This window comes from Kribbella monticola, from assembly GCF_003261635.1.
In the GTDB taxonomy this organism is placed as follows: domain Bacteria; phylum Actinomycetota; class Actinomycetes; order Propionibacteriales; family Kribbellaceae; genus Kribbella; species Kribbella monticola.
The window spans coordinates 201,245-218,631 of sequence record NZ_QFXK01000022.1 but is presented as its reverse complement, the minus strand read 5'-3'; the positions used below and the strand labels follow the sequence as shown (position 1 = coordinate 218,631).

General features: G+C 67.9%; 10 protein-coding genes. 7 read left to right on the top strand and 3 right to left on the bottom strand.

Going from position 1 to position 17,387, the window contains the following annotated elements; genetic code table 11:
• The first annotated feature begins 183 nt into the window (after nt 1-183).
• Complete coding sequence (locus DIZ26_RS10075; RefSeq protein ID WP_112239669.1) at nt 184-2,172, top strand: alpha-1,4-glucan--maltose-1-phosphate maltosyltransferase; 1,989 nt, start codon at nt 184-186, stop codon at nt 2,170-2,172.
• Here DIZ26_RS10075 and DIZ26_RS10070 read toward each other — a convergent pair.
• Nucleotides 2,169-3,344, bottom strand: coding sequence for a threonine synthase (locus tag DIZ26_RS10070; protein WP_112239667.1), 1,176 nt, complete (start codon nt 3,342-3,344; stop codon nt 2,169-2,171). The genes DIZ26_RS10075 and DIZ26_RS10070 overlap by 4 nt on opposite strands.
• An 11-nt stretch (nt 3,345-3,355) precedes the next feature.
• Nucleotides 3,356-3,928 (bottom strand): winged helix-turn-helix domain-containing protein, encoded by a 573-nt coding sequence (locus DIZ26_RS10065; protein ID WP_112239665.1) that lies wholly within the window; start codon nt 3,926-3,928, stop codon nt 3,356-3,358.
• A gap of 328 nt (nt 3,929-4,256) precedes the next feature.
• Between DIZ26_RS10065 and DIZ26_RS10060 the strand changes: the two genes are divergently transcribed.
• On the top strand, nt 4,257-8,624 hold the full coding sequence (locus DIZ26_RS10060; RefSeq protein WP_232828229.1) for a S8 family serine peptidase: 4,368 nt from the start codon (nt 4,257-4,259) through the stop codon (nt 8,622-8,624).
• A gap of 96 nt (nt 8,625-8,720) precedes the next feature.
• Here the strand turns inward: DIZ26_RS10060 and DIZ26_RS10055 are convergent, their stop codons facing one another.
• On the bottom strand, nt 8,721-9,248 hold the full coding sequence (locus DIZ26_RS10055; RefSeq protein WP_112239661.1) for a winged helix-turn-helix domain-containing protein: 528 nt from the start codon (nt 9,246-9,248) through the stop codon (nt 8,721-8,723).
• Between the two features lie 318 nt (nt 9,249-9,566).
• Between DIZ26_RS10055 and arfA the strand changes: the two genes are divergently transcribed.
• The 5 genes from arfA to glgB all read left to right on the top strand — a co-directional run bounded on the left by arfA (nt 9,567) and on the right by glgB (nt 17,385).
• On the top strand, nt 9,567-10,733 hold the full coding sequence (arfA, locus tag DIZ26_RS10050) for a channel-forming protein ArfA/OmpATb (RefSeq protein WP_112239659.1): 1,167 nt from the start codon (nt 9,567-9,569) through the stop codon (nt 10,731-10,733).
• 224 nt (nt 10,734-10,957) lie between these two features.
• Nucleotides 10,958-11,578: a sunset domain-containing protein gene (locus tag DIZ26_RS37815; RefSeq protein WP_198676020.1), complete on the top strand. Its 621-nt coding sequence runs from the start codon at nt 10,958-10,960 to the stop codon at nt 11,576-11,578.
• Nucleotides 11,579-11,874: 296 nt separating this feature from the next.
• Complete coding sequence (treS, locus tag DIZ26_RS10040; RefSeq protein WP_112239807.1) at nt 11,875-13,590, top strand: maltose alpha-D-glucosyltransferase; 1,716 nt, start codon at nt 11,875-11,877, stop codon at nt 13,588-13,590.
• On the top strand, nt 13,587-15,008 hold the full coding sequence (locus DIZ26_RS10035; RefSeq protein ID WP_112239657.1) for a maltokinase N-terminal cap-like domain-containing protein: 1,422 nt from the start codon (nt 13,587-13,589) through the stop codon (nt 15,006-15,008). The genes treS and DIZ26_RS10035 overlap by 4 nt, the downstream gene beginning before the upstream one ends.
• A 172-nt stretch (nt 15,009-15,180) precedes the next feature.
• Complete coding sequence (gene glgB, locus DIZ26_RS10030) at nt 15,181-17,385, top strand: 1,4-alpha-glucan branching protein GlgB (RefSeq protein WP_408610224.1); 2,205 nt, start codon at nt 15,181-15,183, stop codon at nt 17,383-17,385.
• The last annotated feature ends 2 nt before the right edge of the window (nt 17,386-17,387 follow it).

Here is a 17,387-nt window from a genome sequence, read left to right as displayed (position 1 = left end):
GCAAGATCTTGCAGGACCAGACCAGTTGCACAGCAGGACCAGCCGGTGACGGAACCGACCGAGTGCTGGACAGGCCGACCGAACTGTGACCCTTGCATGGCGTGGCGACACAATGGGAACCGATAACGTCAGTGCTGTACTTCTCTGTCCCCGCTAGTCGGAAAGCGAAGGTTCGTTAACTCCATGACTGGGCGCATCCCGATCACCGACGTCAGCCCGACCGTCGACGCCGGAGCGTATCCGGCCAAGGCGTCGGTCGGCGAGACCTTCACCATCGCGGCCGACGTGTTCCGCGAAGGACACGACGCGGTGAACGCGAACGTCGTGCTGACGTCGCCGACGGGACAGACCAGACGGATGCTGATGTCCCCGGTCGGCCAGGGCAGCGACCGGTGGACCGTCGACGTCACCCTGCAGGAGCAGGGCGCGTGGACCTTCGCCGTCGAGGGCTGGAGCGACCCGTACGGGACGTGGCGGCACAACGCCGAGATCAAGATCCCGGCCGGGATCGACGTCGACCTGATGTTCGCCGAGGGCGCGGCGTTCTTCGATCGGGCCGCGGCTGGTGTGCCACCGGCAGTGCGCGTGGATCGCAGTACGTTGAGTGACGCCGCGCAGGCGCTCGCGAACGGCGCGCTGCCGCCGGAGGCCCGGCTCGCCGCCGGGATCTCGCCGCAGGTCCGCGCCGCCCTCGGGCGGTACCCGGTCCGCGAGCTGATCACCTCCTCGGAGACCTTCCCGGTCTGGGTGGACCGCCGCCTCGCGCTCTACGGCAGCTGGTACGAGTTCTTCCCGCGCTCCGAAGGCGCGAAGTACGACGAGGAGACCCAGACCTGGCAGTCGGGCACCTTCCGTACTGCGGCCAACCGGCTCGAGGCCGTCGCCAAGATGGGCTTCGACGTGCTCTACGTGCCGCCGATCCACCCGATCGGCCAGTCGTACCGCAAGGGCCCGAACAACACCCTCGACCCGAAGCCGGGTGACCCCGGGTCGCCGTGGGCGATCGGTTCGGCCGAGGGCGGTCACGACGCGATCCACCCCGAGCTCGGCACCTTCGAGGACTTCGACTACTTCGTCGGCCGTGCCCGCGAGCTCGGGCTCGAGGTCGCCATCGACCTGGCCCTGCAGGCCTCGCCGGACCACCCGTGGGTGACCGAGCACCCGAAGTGGTTCTCGGTCCGCGCCGACGGGTCGATCGCGTACGCGGAGAACCCGCCGAAGAAGTACCAGGACATCTACCCGATCAACTTCGACAACGATCCCGAAGGCATCTACGCCGAGGTCCTGCGGATCGTGAAGCTGTGGATCTCGCACGGCGTCACGGTGTTCCGGGTCGACAACCCGCACACCAAGCCGGTGAACTTCTGGGAATGGCTGCTCGGCGAGGTCCGCAAGACCGACCCGGACGTGGTGTTCCTGTCCGAGGCGTTCACCCGCCGGCCGATGATGCGTGAGCTGGCGAAGGTCGGGTTCCACCAGTCGTACACCTACTTCACCTGGCGCAACGAGAAGTGGGAGCTGGAGGAGTACCTGCAGGAGCTGACCCAGGAGACCGGGCACTACCTGCGGCCGAACTTCTTCGTGAACACGCCGGACATCTTGACGGCCTACCTGCAGTACGGCGGTCCGGGCGCGTTCAAGATCCGCGCCGCGATCGCCGCGACCTCCGCACCGGCCTGGGGCGTGTACGCCGGCTTCGAGTTGTTCGAGCACGTCGCGCTGCGGCCGGGCTCCGAGGAGTACCTGGACACCGAGAAGTTCCAGTTCCGGCCCCGCGACTGGGAGGGCGCGGCGGCCGAGGGTCGCACGCTCGCGCCGTACATCACGCTGCTGAACAACATCCGCCGCCGTCACCCCGCGCTCCAGCAACTGCGCAACCTGAGTCTGCACACGGTCGACGACGACCAGATCATGTGCTTCTCCAAGCGGGTCACCGGCCCCGACGGGCACAGCGACACCGTCATCGTCGTGGTGAACACCGATCCGCACTCGGTCCGCGAGACGATGGTCCACCTGGACATGGCCGCGCTCGGCATGCGCCCGGAGGACACCTTCACCGTGTACGACGAGATCAGTGGCGCCACCTGGCGCTGGGGCCAGCAGAACTACGTCAAGCTCGACCCCAACGGCGAACCGGCGCACATCCTCGCCGTCCGCCGCGGTCAGGCCTAAAGCGGAACCGTCTCCGGGTACTTCAGGCCGGTACCGGTGTTCAGGGCAACGACCTGGTCATCGGCCTTGATCCAGCCTGAAGCCCGGAGTTGCCGGACAGCGGCGAAGTTGGCAGCTCCTTCGGGGCAGACGAAGGAGCCTTCCAACTCCGCGCAGCGACGCTGAGCGGCAAGGATCTCGTCGTCGTCCACGGCGACAGCGCAACCATCGGTCTCCGCGATCGCTTGCAGGACAAGGAAATCGCCGAGCGCCTTCGGCACAGTGATGCCGAAGGCAACGGTTTTCGCGTCGACCCAGGGCTCGCTCTCCGGCAGGCCCTTCTCCCACGCCGTCACGATCGGCGCACACCCGGTGGCCTGTACTGCGACCAGCCGCGGCATCGGCCCGTCGACCCAGCCGAGCTCGGCCAGTTCGGCGAGGGCCTTCCAGATCCCGATCAGCCCGACGCCGCCACCGGTCGGGTAGAGGATCACGTCCGGCAGCTTCCAGCCGAGTTGCTCGGCGATCTCCAGCCCCATCGTCTTCTTGCCCTCGATCCGGTAGGGCTCCTTCAACGTCGACACGTCCAGGTAGCCCTCCCGCGTCGCCAGCTGCTCGCGGATCCAGGCGCCGGCGTCACCGATCAACCCGTCGATCAGCTTCAACTCCGCGCCGACGATCTTCACCTCGCGCCGGCAGATCTCCGGCGCCGCGATCGGCATCGCGATCAGCGCCTCCATCCCCGCCCGGGCCGCGAAGGTGGCCCACGCCGACCCGGCGTTCCCGTTCGTCGGCATCGCGATCTTCCGTACGCCGACCTCGTACGCGCGCGACACCCCGACCGCGGCCCCGCGCGCCTTGAACGTGCCGGTCGGGATCAGCCCTTCGTCCTTCATCAGCAAGTTCGGCACGCCGAGCTCCCGCCCGTACGCCGGTAAGCCGAGCAAGGGGGTCATCCCCTCACCCAGGCTGACCACGTTCGCCGGATCGCGGACCGGCAGCAACTCGTGGTACCGCCAGAGATCGGGCGCCCGCGAGGCGACCTCCGCCTTGGTCAGGCCGGCCCGCACCTCGTCGAGGTCGTAGCGGGCGAGCAGGGGCGAGCCGCAGGCGCACAGACCGATCACCTGATCGGGGTCGTGGACGAGACCGCACTTCGGGCATTCGAGCTGACGCAAGGCTGAGAAGCGCACGAGTTCAGAGGCTACCCGGCCCGCAACCCGGTGATCGACGGTCGCTGGTGATCGGTGAGCCGGAAGCCGGTCCCCCGGACCGCGTCGATGGTGACCGTCGTACCGAGCTCGTCGAGTTTGCGCCGCAGCCGTTTCACCAGCGAATGCACATCGGCCGTTCCGCGCAGATGCCGGTTGCCCCAGACGGCCTGGTGCAGGGCCTCGTACGTCCAGGTCCGCAGCGGCTCGATCGTCAACTGCAGCAGCAGATCGTGTTCCAGCTCCGTCAACGGAACCTCCCGGTCCCGCCACTGCGCCACCGACCGCGCCGAATCGATCGTCAGTACGTCGGCCGACCGCGGCCTCCCCTCGCGTCCCGACCGGGCGACCGCTTCGGCGGGCTCCGGCGGTTCGGGTTGCTCGGGTTGGGTGGCGGGCGTGATCAGCTTGCGGAGTTCTTCCAGGCTGGAGACGAGCAGCAGCGGCGCGACGTCGTCGACCAGTTCGGCCAGGCGGACACGCTCCTCCAGCGAGGCGGTGACGGCGATCAGGAGCGGAAACGGGGCGGGGTCGTTCGGTGGATCAGGAACACGGGCGGTGACCATCCGGCTACGGTGTCAACCCCTGCCCGTAATCGTCAACGGATTGACAAATAATGGCGAGCTTTGCCCGGAAGCGGTCAACCGCTAGTGATGTCTTGCTCACGAAGTGTGCTTGTTCAGACCTTTGCGTGACACATAGGGTCCACGACAAGCTCGCGGCGTCACAAACCGCGACCTGGGGGGCACGGAGCGTTCGCAGAACCGGTTCACCACCCTGAACCCTGCGAAGCCCTGCACCTCGCAAGTTGGCTCGGGGGCCGACTCGGGGATGTACAAGTGAGGGGCTGCAGAGATGTCACATCAACGAAGAGGGGGACTCGCCAGATCTCTGGTGAGTGCCCTGGCGGCGGTCGCCGTGATCACGACCGGGCTGGCCTCGGCCGCCCAGGCGGCGCCACCCACCAAACCCAGCGGGACGCCCGCGCCGGCGAGCAAGATCAAGCCTGATCTGCTGTCGAAGCTGCAGGGTGACAACGCCAAGGAAGCCACCGATTTCTGGGTTCACTTCAACGCGAAGGCCGACCTGACCGCCGCGAGCAAGATCACCGACTGGAACCAGCGTGGTACGGCGGTCGCCGCCGCGCTGAAGAAGACCGCCGCGGAGAGCCAGGCCGCCGTCAAGGCCCAACTCGAGGCCGGCCACGCGTCGTACAAGAGCTACTGGGCCACCAACGCGATCGTCGTCAAGGGCGGTTCGCTGGAGATGGCGCAGAGCCTGGCCGCGCGCAGCGAGGTCGAGGCGATCTACAACCCGGTCAAGTACGAGATCCCGAAGACCACCGTCGGGACCACCGAGCACCAGATCAACTCGGTCGAGTGGGGTATCGCGAACATCAAGGCCGACCAGGTCTGGTCGCAGTACGGCGACAAGGGCGCCGGCATCGTGGTCGCCAGCATCGACACCGGGGTCCAGTACGACCACCCGGCGCTGGTGAACTCCTACCGCGGCAACCTGGGCAACGGCCAGTTCGACCACAACTACAACTGGTTCGACGCGGCCGGCACCTCGCCGAGCGCGCCGGCCGACGGCAACGGGCACGGCACCCACACGATGGGCACCATGGCCGGCGACGACGGCGCGGGCAACCAGGTCGGTGTCGCACCGGGCGTCAAGTGGATCGCGGCCAACGGCTGCTGCCCCAGCGACGACGCGCTGATCAGCTCCGGTCAGTGGATGCTCGAGCCGACCAACCTCGCCGGGCAGAACCCGGACGCGAGCAAGCGACCGAACGTCATCAACAACTCCTGGGGCAGCACGCTGCCGTCGAACGACCCGTTCATGGAGGACGTCACCAACGCCTGGACCGCGTCCGGGATCATGGGTGTGTTCGCCAACGGCAACAGCGGCCCGGGCTGTAACACCAGCGGCTCGCCGGGCAGCACGCAGAGCATCTACTCCGCGGGTGCCTACGACATCAACAACAACGTCGCCTCGTTCTCCGGCCGCGGTTCCGGCCAGAACGGCGTGATCAAGCCGAACATCTCGGCCCCGGGTGTCAACATCCGGTCGAGCCTGCCCGGCAACACCTACGGCGCCTTCAACGGCACCTCGATGGCGACACCGCACCTCGCGGGCGTCGTCGCGCTGTTGTGGTCCGGGGCGCCGAGCCTGAAGGGCGACGTCGCGGCCACCCGGGCGCTGCTCAACCAGACGGCCGTCGACAAGTCCGACACCACCTGTGGTGGTACGGCGACCAACAACAACGTGTACGGCGAAGGCCGGCTCGACGCGCTCGCACTGCTGAACGCGGCTCCGGTCGGCGACACCGGCACGCTCAAGGGCAAGGTCACCGCGACCGGTGGCGCTGCTGTCGCCGGCGCCTCGGTGACGATCAGCCAGACCGGTACTCCGGACAAGGTGCTGACCACTTCGGCAGACGGCAGCTACTCGGCCATCCTGCCTGCCGGTGACTACTCGATCGCAGTGGCCGCCTTCGGCTACGTCGGCCAGAGTGGCATGGCAACGATCACCGTGAACACCACCACGACGAAGGACTTCACCCTGGCGTCCGCTCCGACCGTCAACGTCGGCGGCACCATCACGGACGGCTCCGGCCACGGCTGGCCGCTGTACGCGAAGGTGAGCGTGGTCGGTCCGGGTGGCGTCTTCGACTACACGACTCCGACGAACGGCCGATACAGCCTCAAGGTGCCGGCCAGCGCGTCGTACTCGCTCAAGGTCGAGTCGCAGTACCCGGGCTACCAGACGGTGACCCAGCCGATCGCGGTCGGTACGGGCAACCTGACCAAGAACGTCGCCGTACCGGTTCGTGGCGACGCCTGCCTGACCGCACCCGGCTACCGCAACGGCTCGGACGGGGTCTACGAGACCTTCGACGGCACCACCGCGCCGAGTGGCTGGACCGTGGTCGACAACAAGGGCAACGGCCAGACCTGGAAGTTCACCGACGCCGGCAACCGCGGCAACCTGACCGGCGCGTCCGGCGGTTTCGCGATTGTCGACAGTGACAAGTACGGCTCCGGCCAGTCGCAGGACACCTCCCTGGTCAGCCCTGTCGTCGACCTCAGCGCGGTCACCGCGCCGGTGGTCCGCTTCAACCAGGACCTGAACTACCTGTCCGGTGAGAAGGCCGACGTGGATCTGTCGATCGACGGCGGCACGACCTGGAGCAACCTGGTCGCCCAGACCGCGGACCTGCGCGGAGTGAAAGAGATCCCGATCCCGCAGGCGGCCGGCAAGTCCGCCGTACAGGTTCGTTTCCACTACTACGACGCCTCGTACGAGTGGTGGTGGCAGGTCGACAACGTGCTGATCGGCAGCACGATCAGCTGTGAGCCGACCGGCGGCGGCCTCGTCGTCGGCAACGTCAAGGACGCCAACACCGGCGGTTTCGTGAACGGTGCCGTCGTCACCCGTGACGACAAGCCGGCCGAGACCGCGACCACCGTCGCCACCCCGGACGACACCGGCCTCGCCGACGGCTTCTACTGGCTGTACTCGTCGGATTCCGACACGCACGGCTTCACCGCGAAGGCCGGCAACTACGTCGCGGCGAACCAGTCGGTGAACGTCGAAGCCGACTGGGTCACCCCGGCCGACTTCACCCTGGCCGCCGGCCGGGTCAGCGTCACCCCGTCGGCGATCACGGCCAACCTGAAGATGCCGGACGGCAAGGTCACCAAGTCGTTCACCGTCACCAACACCGGTGGCGCACCGGTCGACCTGAAGTTCGGTGAGCGCGACGGCGGCTTCGTCCTGCAGAACGCCAACGGCAGCACGACCACCAAGACGCAGGTGCTGACCGGCACCGGCGCCCCGCTGCAGCGGCTGGAGGTACCGACGTACTTCGGCAGCAAGCTGACCGGCAAGACGAACGGTGCCGCTGCTCCGGTCAAGCCGCTCGCGGCCCCGTGGCAGGACATCGCCGACTACCCGTCGGTCGTGATGGACAACCGGACGGTCAACGTCGACGGCAAGATCTACTCGATTGCCGGCGGCAACGGTTCGGCCTCGTCGGCGAACAACTACGTCTACGACCCGGCCACGTTGGCCTGGACGGCGATCGCGCCGCTGCCGGGCGCCCGCAACGCGGTCAGCGTCGGTGCTGTCGGTGGCAAGATCATCGCCAGCAGCGGCTGGGGCGCGTCCGGTCCGGATCCGGCAACCTGGTCGTACGACCCGGCCGCCAACACCTGGACCGCAGTAGCGGCCAACCCCGCCCCGCGGGCGGCCGCCGGTACCGCTGTCCTCGACGGCAAGCTGTACGCCGTCGGCGGCTGCACCAGCGCCAACTGCACCCCGATGTCCAACTCGGTCGTCGCGTACGACGCGGCAGCCAACAGCTGGTCGACGGTTGCGAACTACCCGAAGTCGGTGGCGTTCCTGGCCTGTGGCGCGATCGACGGGAAGGTGTACTGCTCCGGCGGTAACGACGGAGCAGCGGCGCAGAAGGGCGGCTACGTCTACGACCCGTCGGCCAACTCCTGGTCGCCGATCGCCGACGCTCCGGCCGACCACTGGGCCTCGTCCAACTCGGTTGCCGGCGGCAAGCTGATCGTCGTCGGCGGCGTCCAGGCCGGCGCCATCACCAACGCCGGCTTCGCCTACGACGCGGCCGCCAACACGTGGACCGCAACGCCGAACGCCAACCAGCCGCGGTACCGCGGTGGCGCGGCGTGCGGCTTCTACAAGATCGGCGGTTCGTCCGGATCGTTCAACGCGACCGCAAGCAGCGAAGTACTGCCCGGTCTCGAGGACTGCTCCGAATCGTCGGCCGACGTCAGCTGGCTGACCGTCGACCACACCGAGGCCACCTTGGCCCCGGGCGAGAAGGTCGTCGTCAAGGTCGGCCTCAGCGCGACCGTCGACCAGCCGGGCACCTACACGGCCACCGTCACCATCGGTGAGAACACGCCGTACACGGTCAACCCGGTCGACGTGAAGATGAACGTCACCCCGCCGACCACCTGGAGCAAGCTGCTCGGCACCGTCAGCGGTGTCAGCACCTCCGGCGTCACCGCTCCCCTTCCGGGCGCCACCGTCGAGGTCGACTCCTGGGCGTCGTCGTACACCTTCATCACCGACAAGGACGGCAACTACGCCTACTGGCTGGACCGTCGCAACAACCCCCTCACCCTGATCGCCGCCAAGGACGGCTACAAACCCCAAACCCGCACCACGAAGCTGGTAGCCGGCACCCCGGTCACCGAAAACTTCGCCCTGAAGGCCACCAAGTAACCCAGGCCTAGCAACCCCGGCCCCGCCCACAACCTGTGGGCGGGGCCGGTCTGCTTGTACTACGAGCCCGCATCGCGGCTCCGCGTACGCGGGGAGTCAGGCCGGTAAGAGGTGGAAGCCGACGCCTCGGACTGCGTGGATGGTGACGGTGGTGCCCAGGTCGGCGAGCTTTTGGCGGAGGCGTTTGACGACGGAGTGGATGTGGGAGCCGTGGCCGAGGTGTTCGTTGCCCCAGACGGCGAGGTGGAGGCGTTGGTAGGTCCAGACGCGGCCGGGTTCGGTGACCAGGCAGCGCAGGAAGTCGTGTTCCAGCCGGGTCAGCGAGATCTCGCGGTCCCGCCAGCGGACGACACGGCGGTGGACGTCGAGACTGAGCCCGTCCGGATCGGATGTGGCTTCCGGGTCGGATGCAGCGGCCGGGGTCGGGCGAGGTTCGGCAGCGGGAGTCAGTACTACTGGTGTCGTCTCGGGCGCCGTGGTCAGCGCCAGGAACGCGCGGGCCTGTTCGGCGCTGGAGACCAGGAGTACCGCGTCGGCGCCGGCGAGGAGCCGGGCCAGGTTGACCCGCTCGGCGGTGGACGTGGCCACGCCGATGACCAAGGACGAGTCGGGCGGCCGCTGCATGAGCCCCTCCTGTCAGCGCTTGCCGAGTCGGGCGCAGGGTCAAGTACGGCCAACCACGAGGGTTAAGTCAAGGGATTCCCTCCGCATCAACATGGCACATATGCGCCCTGTCCGAGACAGGACAACGATGGACAGCCCCGTTCACGCAGCGCCACGGAATGGGCCTTCCCCGGTCGCAGACAGTCGCAGTACTGCGGACGCCGGGGGCAGCGGTGATCGGCCGCGGATGTCGAGGCGTGGGCGGGCGTGCGCGACGGACGCCGTACGGAGTAATCTCTGCGCGCACGGTCACGCTTGACCGCAGTCGACGGAGGAACAGTGCCCGGACCCTCGGACGAGAACCGGTCCGACCCCATTCCGGCAGTCGCGACGAGTACCGGACTCGTCCACCGACGGCCTGGTTTCGTCTGGCTGCTCGCCGCGTTGCTCGTCTCCGCGCTGCTGGCCGCCGCCCTGCTCGTCTCCCGCACCGGCGCGACCGAGGAGGACCTCCGCGAGAGATCGTTGGCTGCTCTGCAGGCCCAGGGAATCAACGGGGTCCAGGTCACGATCGACGGCCGGGACGCGACGGTCGTCGTACCGGCCGGCGCCGACGCAGCGCAGGCTCGGGACGTCGTCGCGCGGGTCGACGGAGTCCGGGCGGCCAAGGCCACCGGCGGCAGCGTCGACACAGCCGGGGCGAACCCGTCGGCCTCCCCCACGACGCCCAGCCAGCCGTCTCAGACAGCGCAGGCAGGCATCGCGCCGTTCAGCTTGAACAGGACCGACACGTCGTTCGAGGTCACGATCGCGGTGCAGAACCAGGCGATCAAGGACGCGATCGTCACCGAGGTGCAGTCGTTGCTGAAAGAGGGCGGCACCTTCGGCGACAAGATCACCGTCGACCCGAACTCCGGTCTGGCGAACGCGACGGCGGTGACCGGTCTGCTCCGCGCGCTCTCGACGGCGACCGGTGACGCGTCGGTGGAGTACGACGGTACGACGGTCAAGTTGGTCGGCCGGGTGGCGGACCAGGCCACCAAGGCGACGGCCGCGCGCGCTGCCGCGACCGCCGTGCCGGGTGCGGTGATCGCGAACCAGTTGACCGTGCCGCAGGTCGCGAAGCCGCCGGTCTCCGAGGCCTGCCAGACCTTCGAGGCGCGGCTGGCCCAGTTCACCGCGCAGAACAAGATCATCTTCCTGTCCGGGACCGCGATCGTGAACGATCCCTCCCGCCCGTCGGTCGTCAAGGCGTCGGCACTGCTCAAGAGTTGTGACAGCACCCGCGTCGAGGTGGCCGGCTACACCGACAACCTGGGCAGCAGCGCGAGCAGCCTCCCCTTGTCGCAGCAGCGCGCCGACGCGGTGAAGGCAACGCTGGTGAGGCTCGGCGTACCGGCTGAGCGCCTCATCAGCCGCGGGTACGGCGAGGCCGACCCGGTCGCGTCGAACACCACGGCGGCCGGCCGCGTCGCCAACCGCCGCGTCGAACTCCGCATCCCGTAGCCCATGTCGTTGCCGTGCGCAACAATGCTGGCGGGCCGGCAGTTGGCCTGCCCGCAGTCGAGCGAGTAATGTCCTCGCGCACGGTCCATAGATTCCGTAGGGGACTCCATGAGTTGGCTCGTCGCGCAGGTCTGGATCTTGCTGTTGGTCGCGTTCGTGCTCGGTAGTGCCGCCGCCTGGCTAGCCTTCCGGCTCGCACCTGCCCGGTTGAAGGGCGCCCGCCGATGAGCTGGCTCTTCCGCAACAACTGGCCGTGGTCGCTGCTGGCGTTCCTGCTCGGCGCGATCATCACCTGGTTCCTGCTCGCTCGCCGGCCACAGCCGCAGGTCGCGCCGGTCGCCGCGCGACAGGCCACCGAGGAGAAGGCGGACGTCCTGGTCGGAGCAGCCGCAAGAGCAACCGGTACGCCGGACGCCTCACCACCTCCCTCCCCCGCCACCCCGAAGCCCACGCCCGCAAAACCCGCGGCACCGGCCGAGCCCGCCATTCCGGCGGAGCACGCAGTACCGGTAGAGCCCGCGGAACCCGCAGTACCGGTCGCTCAGTTTTCGCAGCGGATGGATGCGGGGGAGGCTGCGGTGCCGACGTTGTTCGACGAACCGATGGACGACGTGCCGCCCGGACGGTACGGCGAAGGCTCGGCCGACGCGGTGCCGCACCAGGGGCCGCCGGACGGTTTCACCATCAAGGGCAACGCCCAGTCGATGCTGTTCCACACCCCGGAATCGCCGTACTACGGCCGGACCCGGCCCGAGGTCTGGTTCCGCACCGAGGCCGACGCCGAGCGCGCCGGTTTCACCAAGTACGTCCGCAAACCACGCAAGTCACCGACCGCCGGAAAGTAGCGAAATCGGCCCGCAGATAGGGCGATCAGGCCCCCATTTGCATGTACTGGCAAAGGCCCGGCAGACTGAGCGGAGCGTCGGCCAGGACCGCCATCCCACGGCCGTTTCCACAGCACCGGACATCACCGGACCGCACTGCCCTTTTGAGAAACCGTCTGACGGGTAAGGGATATCAGTGCAGCCCGGAGAAAGCGTGTCCACCCGCGCGTCGCCGGATCGTTTCGGCGTACCGCAAACCGCATCACAGCTAGGTTTGGACCGAGGGATGACACCCATTGGAGGTGAGCGTGACCGACATGCTGCCGGAGCAGCACCACGGACTGACGAAGAGTGACCCGCTGTGGTTCAAGCGGGCTGTCTTCTACGAGGTCCTGGTGCGGTCCTTCAAGGACTCCAACGCCGACGGCATCGGCGACCTGCAAGGCCTGACCGAGAAACTCGACTATCTCGAGTGGCTCGGTGTCGACTGTCTGTGGTTGCCGCCGTTCTATCCCTCACCTCTGCGTGACGGCGGCTACGACATCTCCGACTACACGAACGTGATGCCGGAGGTCGGCACGATCGCCGACTTCGCCGCGTTCATGGACGCGTGCCACCAGCGCGGCATGCGGGTGATCGTCGATTTCGTGATGAACCACACCTCGGACCAGCACCCCTGGTTCCAGGAGTCCCGCACCAACCCCGACGGCCCGTACGGCGACTTCTACGTCTGGTCCGACACCGACGAGGCCTACGCCGACGCCCGGATCATCTTCGTCGACACCGAGACGTCGAACTGGACCTGGGACCCGGTCCGAGGCCAGTACTTCTGGCACCGGTTCTACTCCAACCAGCCGGACCTGAACTTCGAGAACCCGGCCGTCGGCGACGCGATGATCGAGGCGCTGAAGTTCTGGCTCGACCTCGGCGTCGACGGGTTCCGGCTGGACGCGGTGCCGTACCTGTTCGAGGAGCAGGGCACCAACTGCGAGAACCTGCCGCGCACCCACGAGTTCCTCAAGCGGGTCCGCAAGGAGGTGGACGCGAACTACACCGACCGCGTCCTGCTCTGCGAGGCGAACCAGTGGCCGGGCGACGTGGTCGAGTACTTCGGCGACCGCGAGTCCGGCGGCGACGAGTGCCAGATGGCGTTCCACTTCCCGGTGATGCCGCGGATCTTCATGGGCGTACGGCGTGAGTCGCGGTTCCCGATCTCGGAGATCCTGGCCCAGACGCCGCAGATCCCCGACACCTGTCAGTGGGGCATCTTCTTGCGCAACCACGACGAGCTCACGCTCGAGATGGTGACCGACGAAGAGCGCGACTACATGTGGGGCGAGTACGCCCAGGACCCGCGGATGAAGGCCAACATCGGTATCCGCCGCCGGCTCGCGCCGTTGCTCGACAACGACGTGAACCGGATGGAACTGTTCACCGCGATGCTGCTGTCGCTGCCCGGCTCGCCGATCCTGTACTACGGCGACGAGATCGGGATGGGCGACAACATCTGGCTCGGTGACCGCGACGGCGTCCGGACGCCGATGCAGTGGTCCCCCGACCGCAACGCATCGTTCTCGACGGCCACCCCGGGCAAGCTGACGCTGCCCGTGATCATGGACCCGGTCTACGGGTTCCAGGCGGTCAACGTCGAGGCCGAGATGGAGAACGCGTCGAGTCTGCTGCACTGGACCCGGCGGATGATCCAGACCCGCAAACAGCACCCGTGTTTCGGGATGGGTACTTTCACTGACCTAGGCGGTTCCAACCCGAGCGTGCTGTCCTACGTTCGCGAGTTCGGTGACGACGTCGTGCTGTGCGTGAACAACCTGTCACGCTTTCCCCAGCCGATCGAGCTGGACCTGCGGCAGTGGCAGGGCGTGGAGCCGGTCGAGTTGCTCGGTGGGGTGCACTTCCCGACCATCGGCGAGCTGCCCTACCTGCTCACCCTCGGTGCGCACGGTTTCTACTGGTTCCGCCTGCCAGTCAACAACTCCGGGGTCGCCCAGGCCAATCGTGAGGAGAGCTCTTCGTGACTTCCCATCTGGACCAGGTCCAGTCCTTCTGTGCCAACCAGCGATGGTTCTCAGAGAAGGGACACGACGTCCATGTCGATGCGATGGCCACCTCGGCCTGGCTGTCGGACGAGGGCGTCTGGCCTGCGGTCCGGATCGGATTCGTCTACTGTGCCGGGCCTCCCGGTGCAGAGAACGCGATCCGGGTCTACCAGCTGCCGCTCAGCTACCACCAGTCGCCGCCCGACAACATGGGTCACGCGCTGGTCGGTGACTGGGTGGAGCAGGACCTCGACGACACGAGGGTCTGGGTGTACGACGCGCTGCACGACAAGGAAGCGACGCCGTACTGGCTGGACGCGCTCACGCACGGCCGCACGCGCGACGGGCTGGAGTTCCACCCCGTGCACGCGCCGGAGCGCACGATCGTCGTACCGGAGGACGCGCAGTCGCTCGTCCTCACGGTCGAGCAGAGCAACACGTCGCTGGTCTTCGGCGACACCGCGCTGCTGAAGGTGTTCCGCCGGCTCGAGCCCGGGAGCAATCCCGGCGTCGAGATCGAGTCGGCGCTCACCGAGGCGGGCTCCGAGCTGGTGCCCGCGGTACTCGGGACGGCGCGTGGCTCCTGGCCGCGCGCCGGCGGCGGCACCGATTCGGGTGATCTGGCGATGATGACGGCGTTCCAGAAGAACGCGACCGACGGCTGGTCGTACGCGACCACCTCGGTCCGGGACCTGTACGCCGAAGCGGATCTGCACGCCGAAGAGGTCGGCGGCGACTTCGCGGGTGAATCCCACCGGCTCGGCGCGGCCACCGCACAGGTGCACGCCGAACTGGCCAAGGCACTCGGCACCGACGTCTGGGAGCCGGCGCTGATGGTCGAGCACGCGGCGGCGATGAAGCGCCGTCTCGACAAGGCGGCCGCGGCGGTGCCCCAGCTGGAGCCGTACGCCGATGGTCTCTGCCGGGCGTTCGAGGCCCTGGCGGAGTACGGGCAGCCCGTGACGGTGCAGCGGATCCACGGTGACTTCCACCTGGGTCAGGTGCTGCGCACGATCGACGGCTGGAAGCTGATCGACTTCGAGGGCGAGCCGGCCAAGTCGCTGATCGAGCGGCGCGCGCTGGACACCCCGATCAAGGACATCGCCGGGATGCTGCGTTCGTTCGACTACGCGGCCCGCTCGTTGCTGGCCGATCACCAAGGTGACCAGCAGATCGCGTACCGCGCGGCCGAATGGGCCAACCGCAACCGCAAGGCCTTCTGCGACGGCTACGCCGAGGTGTCCGGCACGGATCCTCGCGACCAAGCTGTCCTGCTGAGCGCGTTCCTGGCCGACAAGGTCATCTACGAAACGCTGTACGAAGCCCGCAACCGCCCGACCTGGCTCCCCATCCCGCTGGCCGCGGCCGCCCAACTGAGCGCCTCCGCCGACGACTGACCCGGCGCCGCCGTGTAGGTGTGAGGCGTTCGGGTACGGGGTGCGGGAGATGTGTGGTCTATCGGGCAGGATGGGGTGTATGGATTCGAGTGAGCGGGACACCGAGGTCAGTGAGGTGGCCGGAGCGCCGATCTCCGAGCCGATGAGCGAACCCGAGCACGTGATTCCGGTGATGCCGGACGCGCCGGCCGAACCGGTCGGGCTGGTGGCCGTGCCGGTCGAACGCCAGATCCTCGAGCGGCTCGTCAGCGGGACGTACCACGATCCGCACCAGGTGCTCGGTCCGCATCTCGGCGAGAGCGGTGTGACGCTGCGCGTGTTGCGGCCGTTCGCGCAATCGGTGACCGCGGTCTTCGACGACCAGCGGGTCGAGTTGGTGCACGAGTTCGAGGGTGTCTGGGTCGGCGTGCTCGAGGTCGACAAGGTGCCCGACTACCGGATCGAGGTCACCTACACCGACGGTCCCGCGGTCGAGCTCGACGACCCGTATCGCTACCTCCCCTCGCTCGGCGAGATGGACCTGCACCTGATCGGCGAGGGCCGGCACGAGCAACTGTGGACCGTGCTCGGCGCGCACGTCCGCCGCTACGACGGCCCGACCGGCTCCGTGACCGGTACGTCGTTCGCCGTCTGGGCCCCGAACGCCCAGGGCATCCGGCTCACCGCCGACTTCAACTTCTGGGACGGCCGCGCGCACCCGATGCGCACGATGGGCTCGTCCGGCGTCTGGGAGATCTTCGTCCCCGGCGTCGGCCCGGGCACGCGGTACAAGTTCGACATCTGTGGGCGCGACGGGGTCTGGCGGCAGAAGGCCGACCCGATGGCCAACCTGGCCGAGACGCCGCCCGCGAACGCCTCGGTGGTGCACGAGTCGACGTACGAGTGGCAGGACTCCGCCTGGATCGACCGGCGCGCCGCCTCGCAGGCGTACGCGGAGGCGATGAGCGTCTACGAGGTCCACCTCGGCTCCTGGCGCAAGGGCAGGTCGTACCGCGAACTCGCGGACGAACTCGTTGCCTACGTCACCGAAATGGGCTTCACCCACGTCGAACTGATGCCGGTGATGGAGCATCCGTTCGGCGGTTCCTGGGGCTACCAGGTCACGTCGTACTTCGCGCCGACGTCGCGCTTCGGCAGCCCGGACGACTTCCGCTACCTGGTCGATTCGCTGCACCAGGCCGGTATCGGCGTCATCGTCGACTGGGTGCCGGCCCATTTCCCCAAGGACGCCTGGGCGCTGGCCCGTTTCGACGGTACGCCGCTGTACGAGCACCCGGATCCGCGCCGCGGCGAGCAGCCCGACTGGGGCACGCTGGTGTTCGACTTCGGCCGCCCGCAGGTGCGGAACTTCCTGGTCGCCAACGCGGTCTACTGGGCCGAGGAGTTCCACATCGACGGCCTGCGGGTCGACGCGGTCGCCTCGATGCTCTACCTGGACTACTCCCGCGAAGAGGGCCAGTGGGTGCCGAACCAGTACGGCGGCCGCGAGAACCTCGAAGCGGTGTCCTTCCTGCAGGAGATGAACGCGACCCTCTACAAGCGGGTTCCGGGCGTGATCACCGTCGCCGAGGAGTCGACCTCGTGGCCGGGCGTCACCCGCGCGACCCATCTCGGCGGCCTGGGCTTCGGCTTCAAGTGGAACATGGGCTGGATGAACGACTCGCTGCGTTACCTGGAGCACGAGCCGATCTACCGGCAGTACCACCACAGCGAGATGACGTTCTCGATGATGTACGCGTACTCCGAGAACTTCGTGCTGCCGATCTCGCACGACGAGGTGGTGCACGGCAAGGGCTCGCTGCTGCGCAAGATGCCGGGCGACCGGTGGCAGCAACTCGCCAACGTGCGCGCGTTCCTGGCGATGCAGTGGGCGCATCCCGGTAAGCAACTGCTGTTCATGGGGTGCGAGTTCGGGCAGGAGTCCGAGTGGTCCGAGAAGGGCGAACTCGACTGGTGGCTGCTCGACCACTCCGACCACCGCGGCCTGCAGCAGTTGGTGAAGGACCTGAACGGCAACTACCGCGACACGAAGGCACTGTGGTCGACCGACCACGCGTCCGAGCGCTTCTCCTGGATCGACGCGAACGACGCCGGCAACAACGTCTTCTCCTTCGTCCGGTACGGCGACGAGGGTGAACCGACCCTCGCCTGCATCACCAACTTCTCGGCCGTCCCCCACCACGGCTACCGCCTCGGCCTCCCCTACGCGGGCCACTGGCAGGAACTGGTCAACACCGACGCCGCCGACTACGGCGGCTCCGGCGTAGGCAACTTCGGCGGCATCGAAGCCAACGGCCCCAACTGGCACGGCATGCCCAGCAGCGCCGAAATCTCAGTCCCTCCCCTGGCCACCGTCTGGCTCCGCTACAACCCCTGACC

Coding starts and splice junctions, on each gene's coding strand:
- DIZ26_RS37815 (WP_198676020.1), top strand. CDS start 10,958: ATGAGCTGGCTCTTCCGCAACAACTGGCCGTGGTCGCTGCTGGCGTTC.
- DIZ26_RS10065 (WP_112239665.1), bottom strand. CDS start 3,928: ATGGTCACCGCCCGTGTTCCTGATCCACCGAACGACCCCGCCCCGTTT.
- DIZ26_RS10075 (WP_112239669.1), top strand. CDS start 184: ATGACTGGGCGCATCCCGATCACCGACGTCAGCCCGACCGTCGACGCC.
- glgB (WP_408610224.1), top strand. CDS start 15,181: ATGCCGGACGCGCCGGCCGAACCGGTCGGGCTGGTGGCCGTGCCGGTC.
- DIZ26_RS10055 (WP_112239661.1), bottom strand. CDS start 9,248: ATGCAGCGGCCGCCCGACTCGTCCTTGGTCATCGGCGTGGCCACGTCC.
- treS (WP_112239807.1), top strand. CDS start 11,875: ATGCTGCCGGAGCAGCACCACGGACTGACGAAGAGTGACCCGCTGTGG.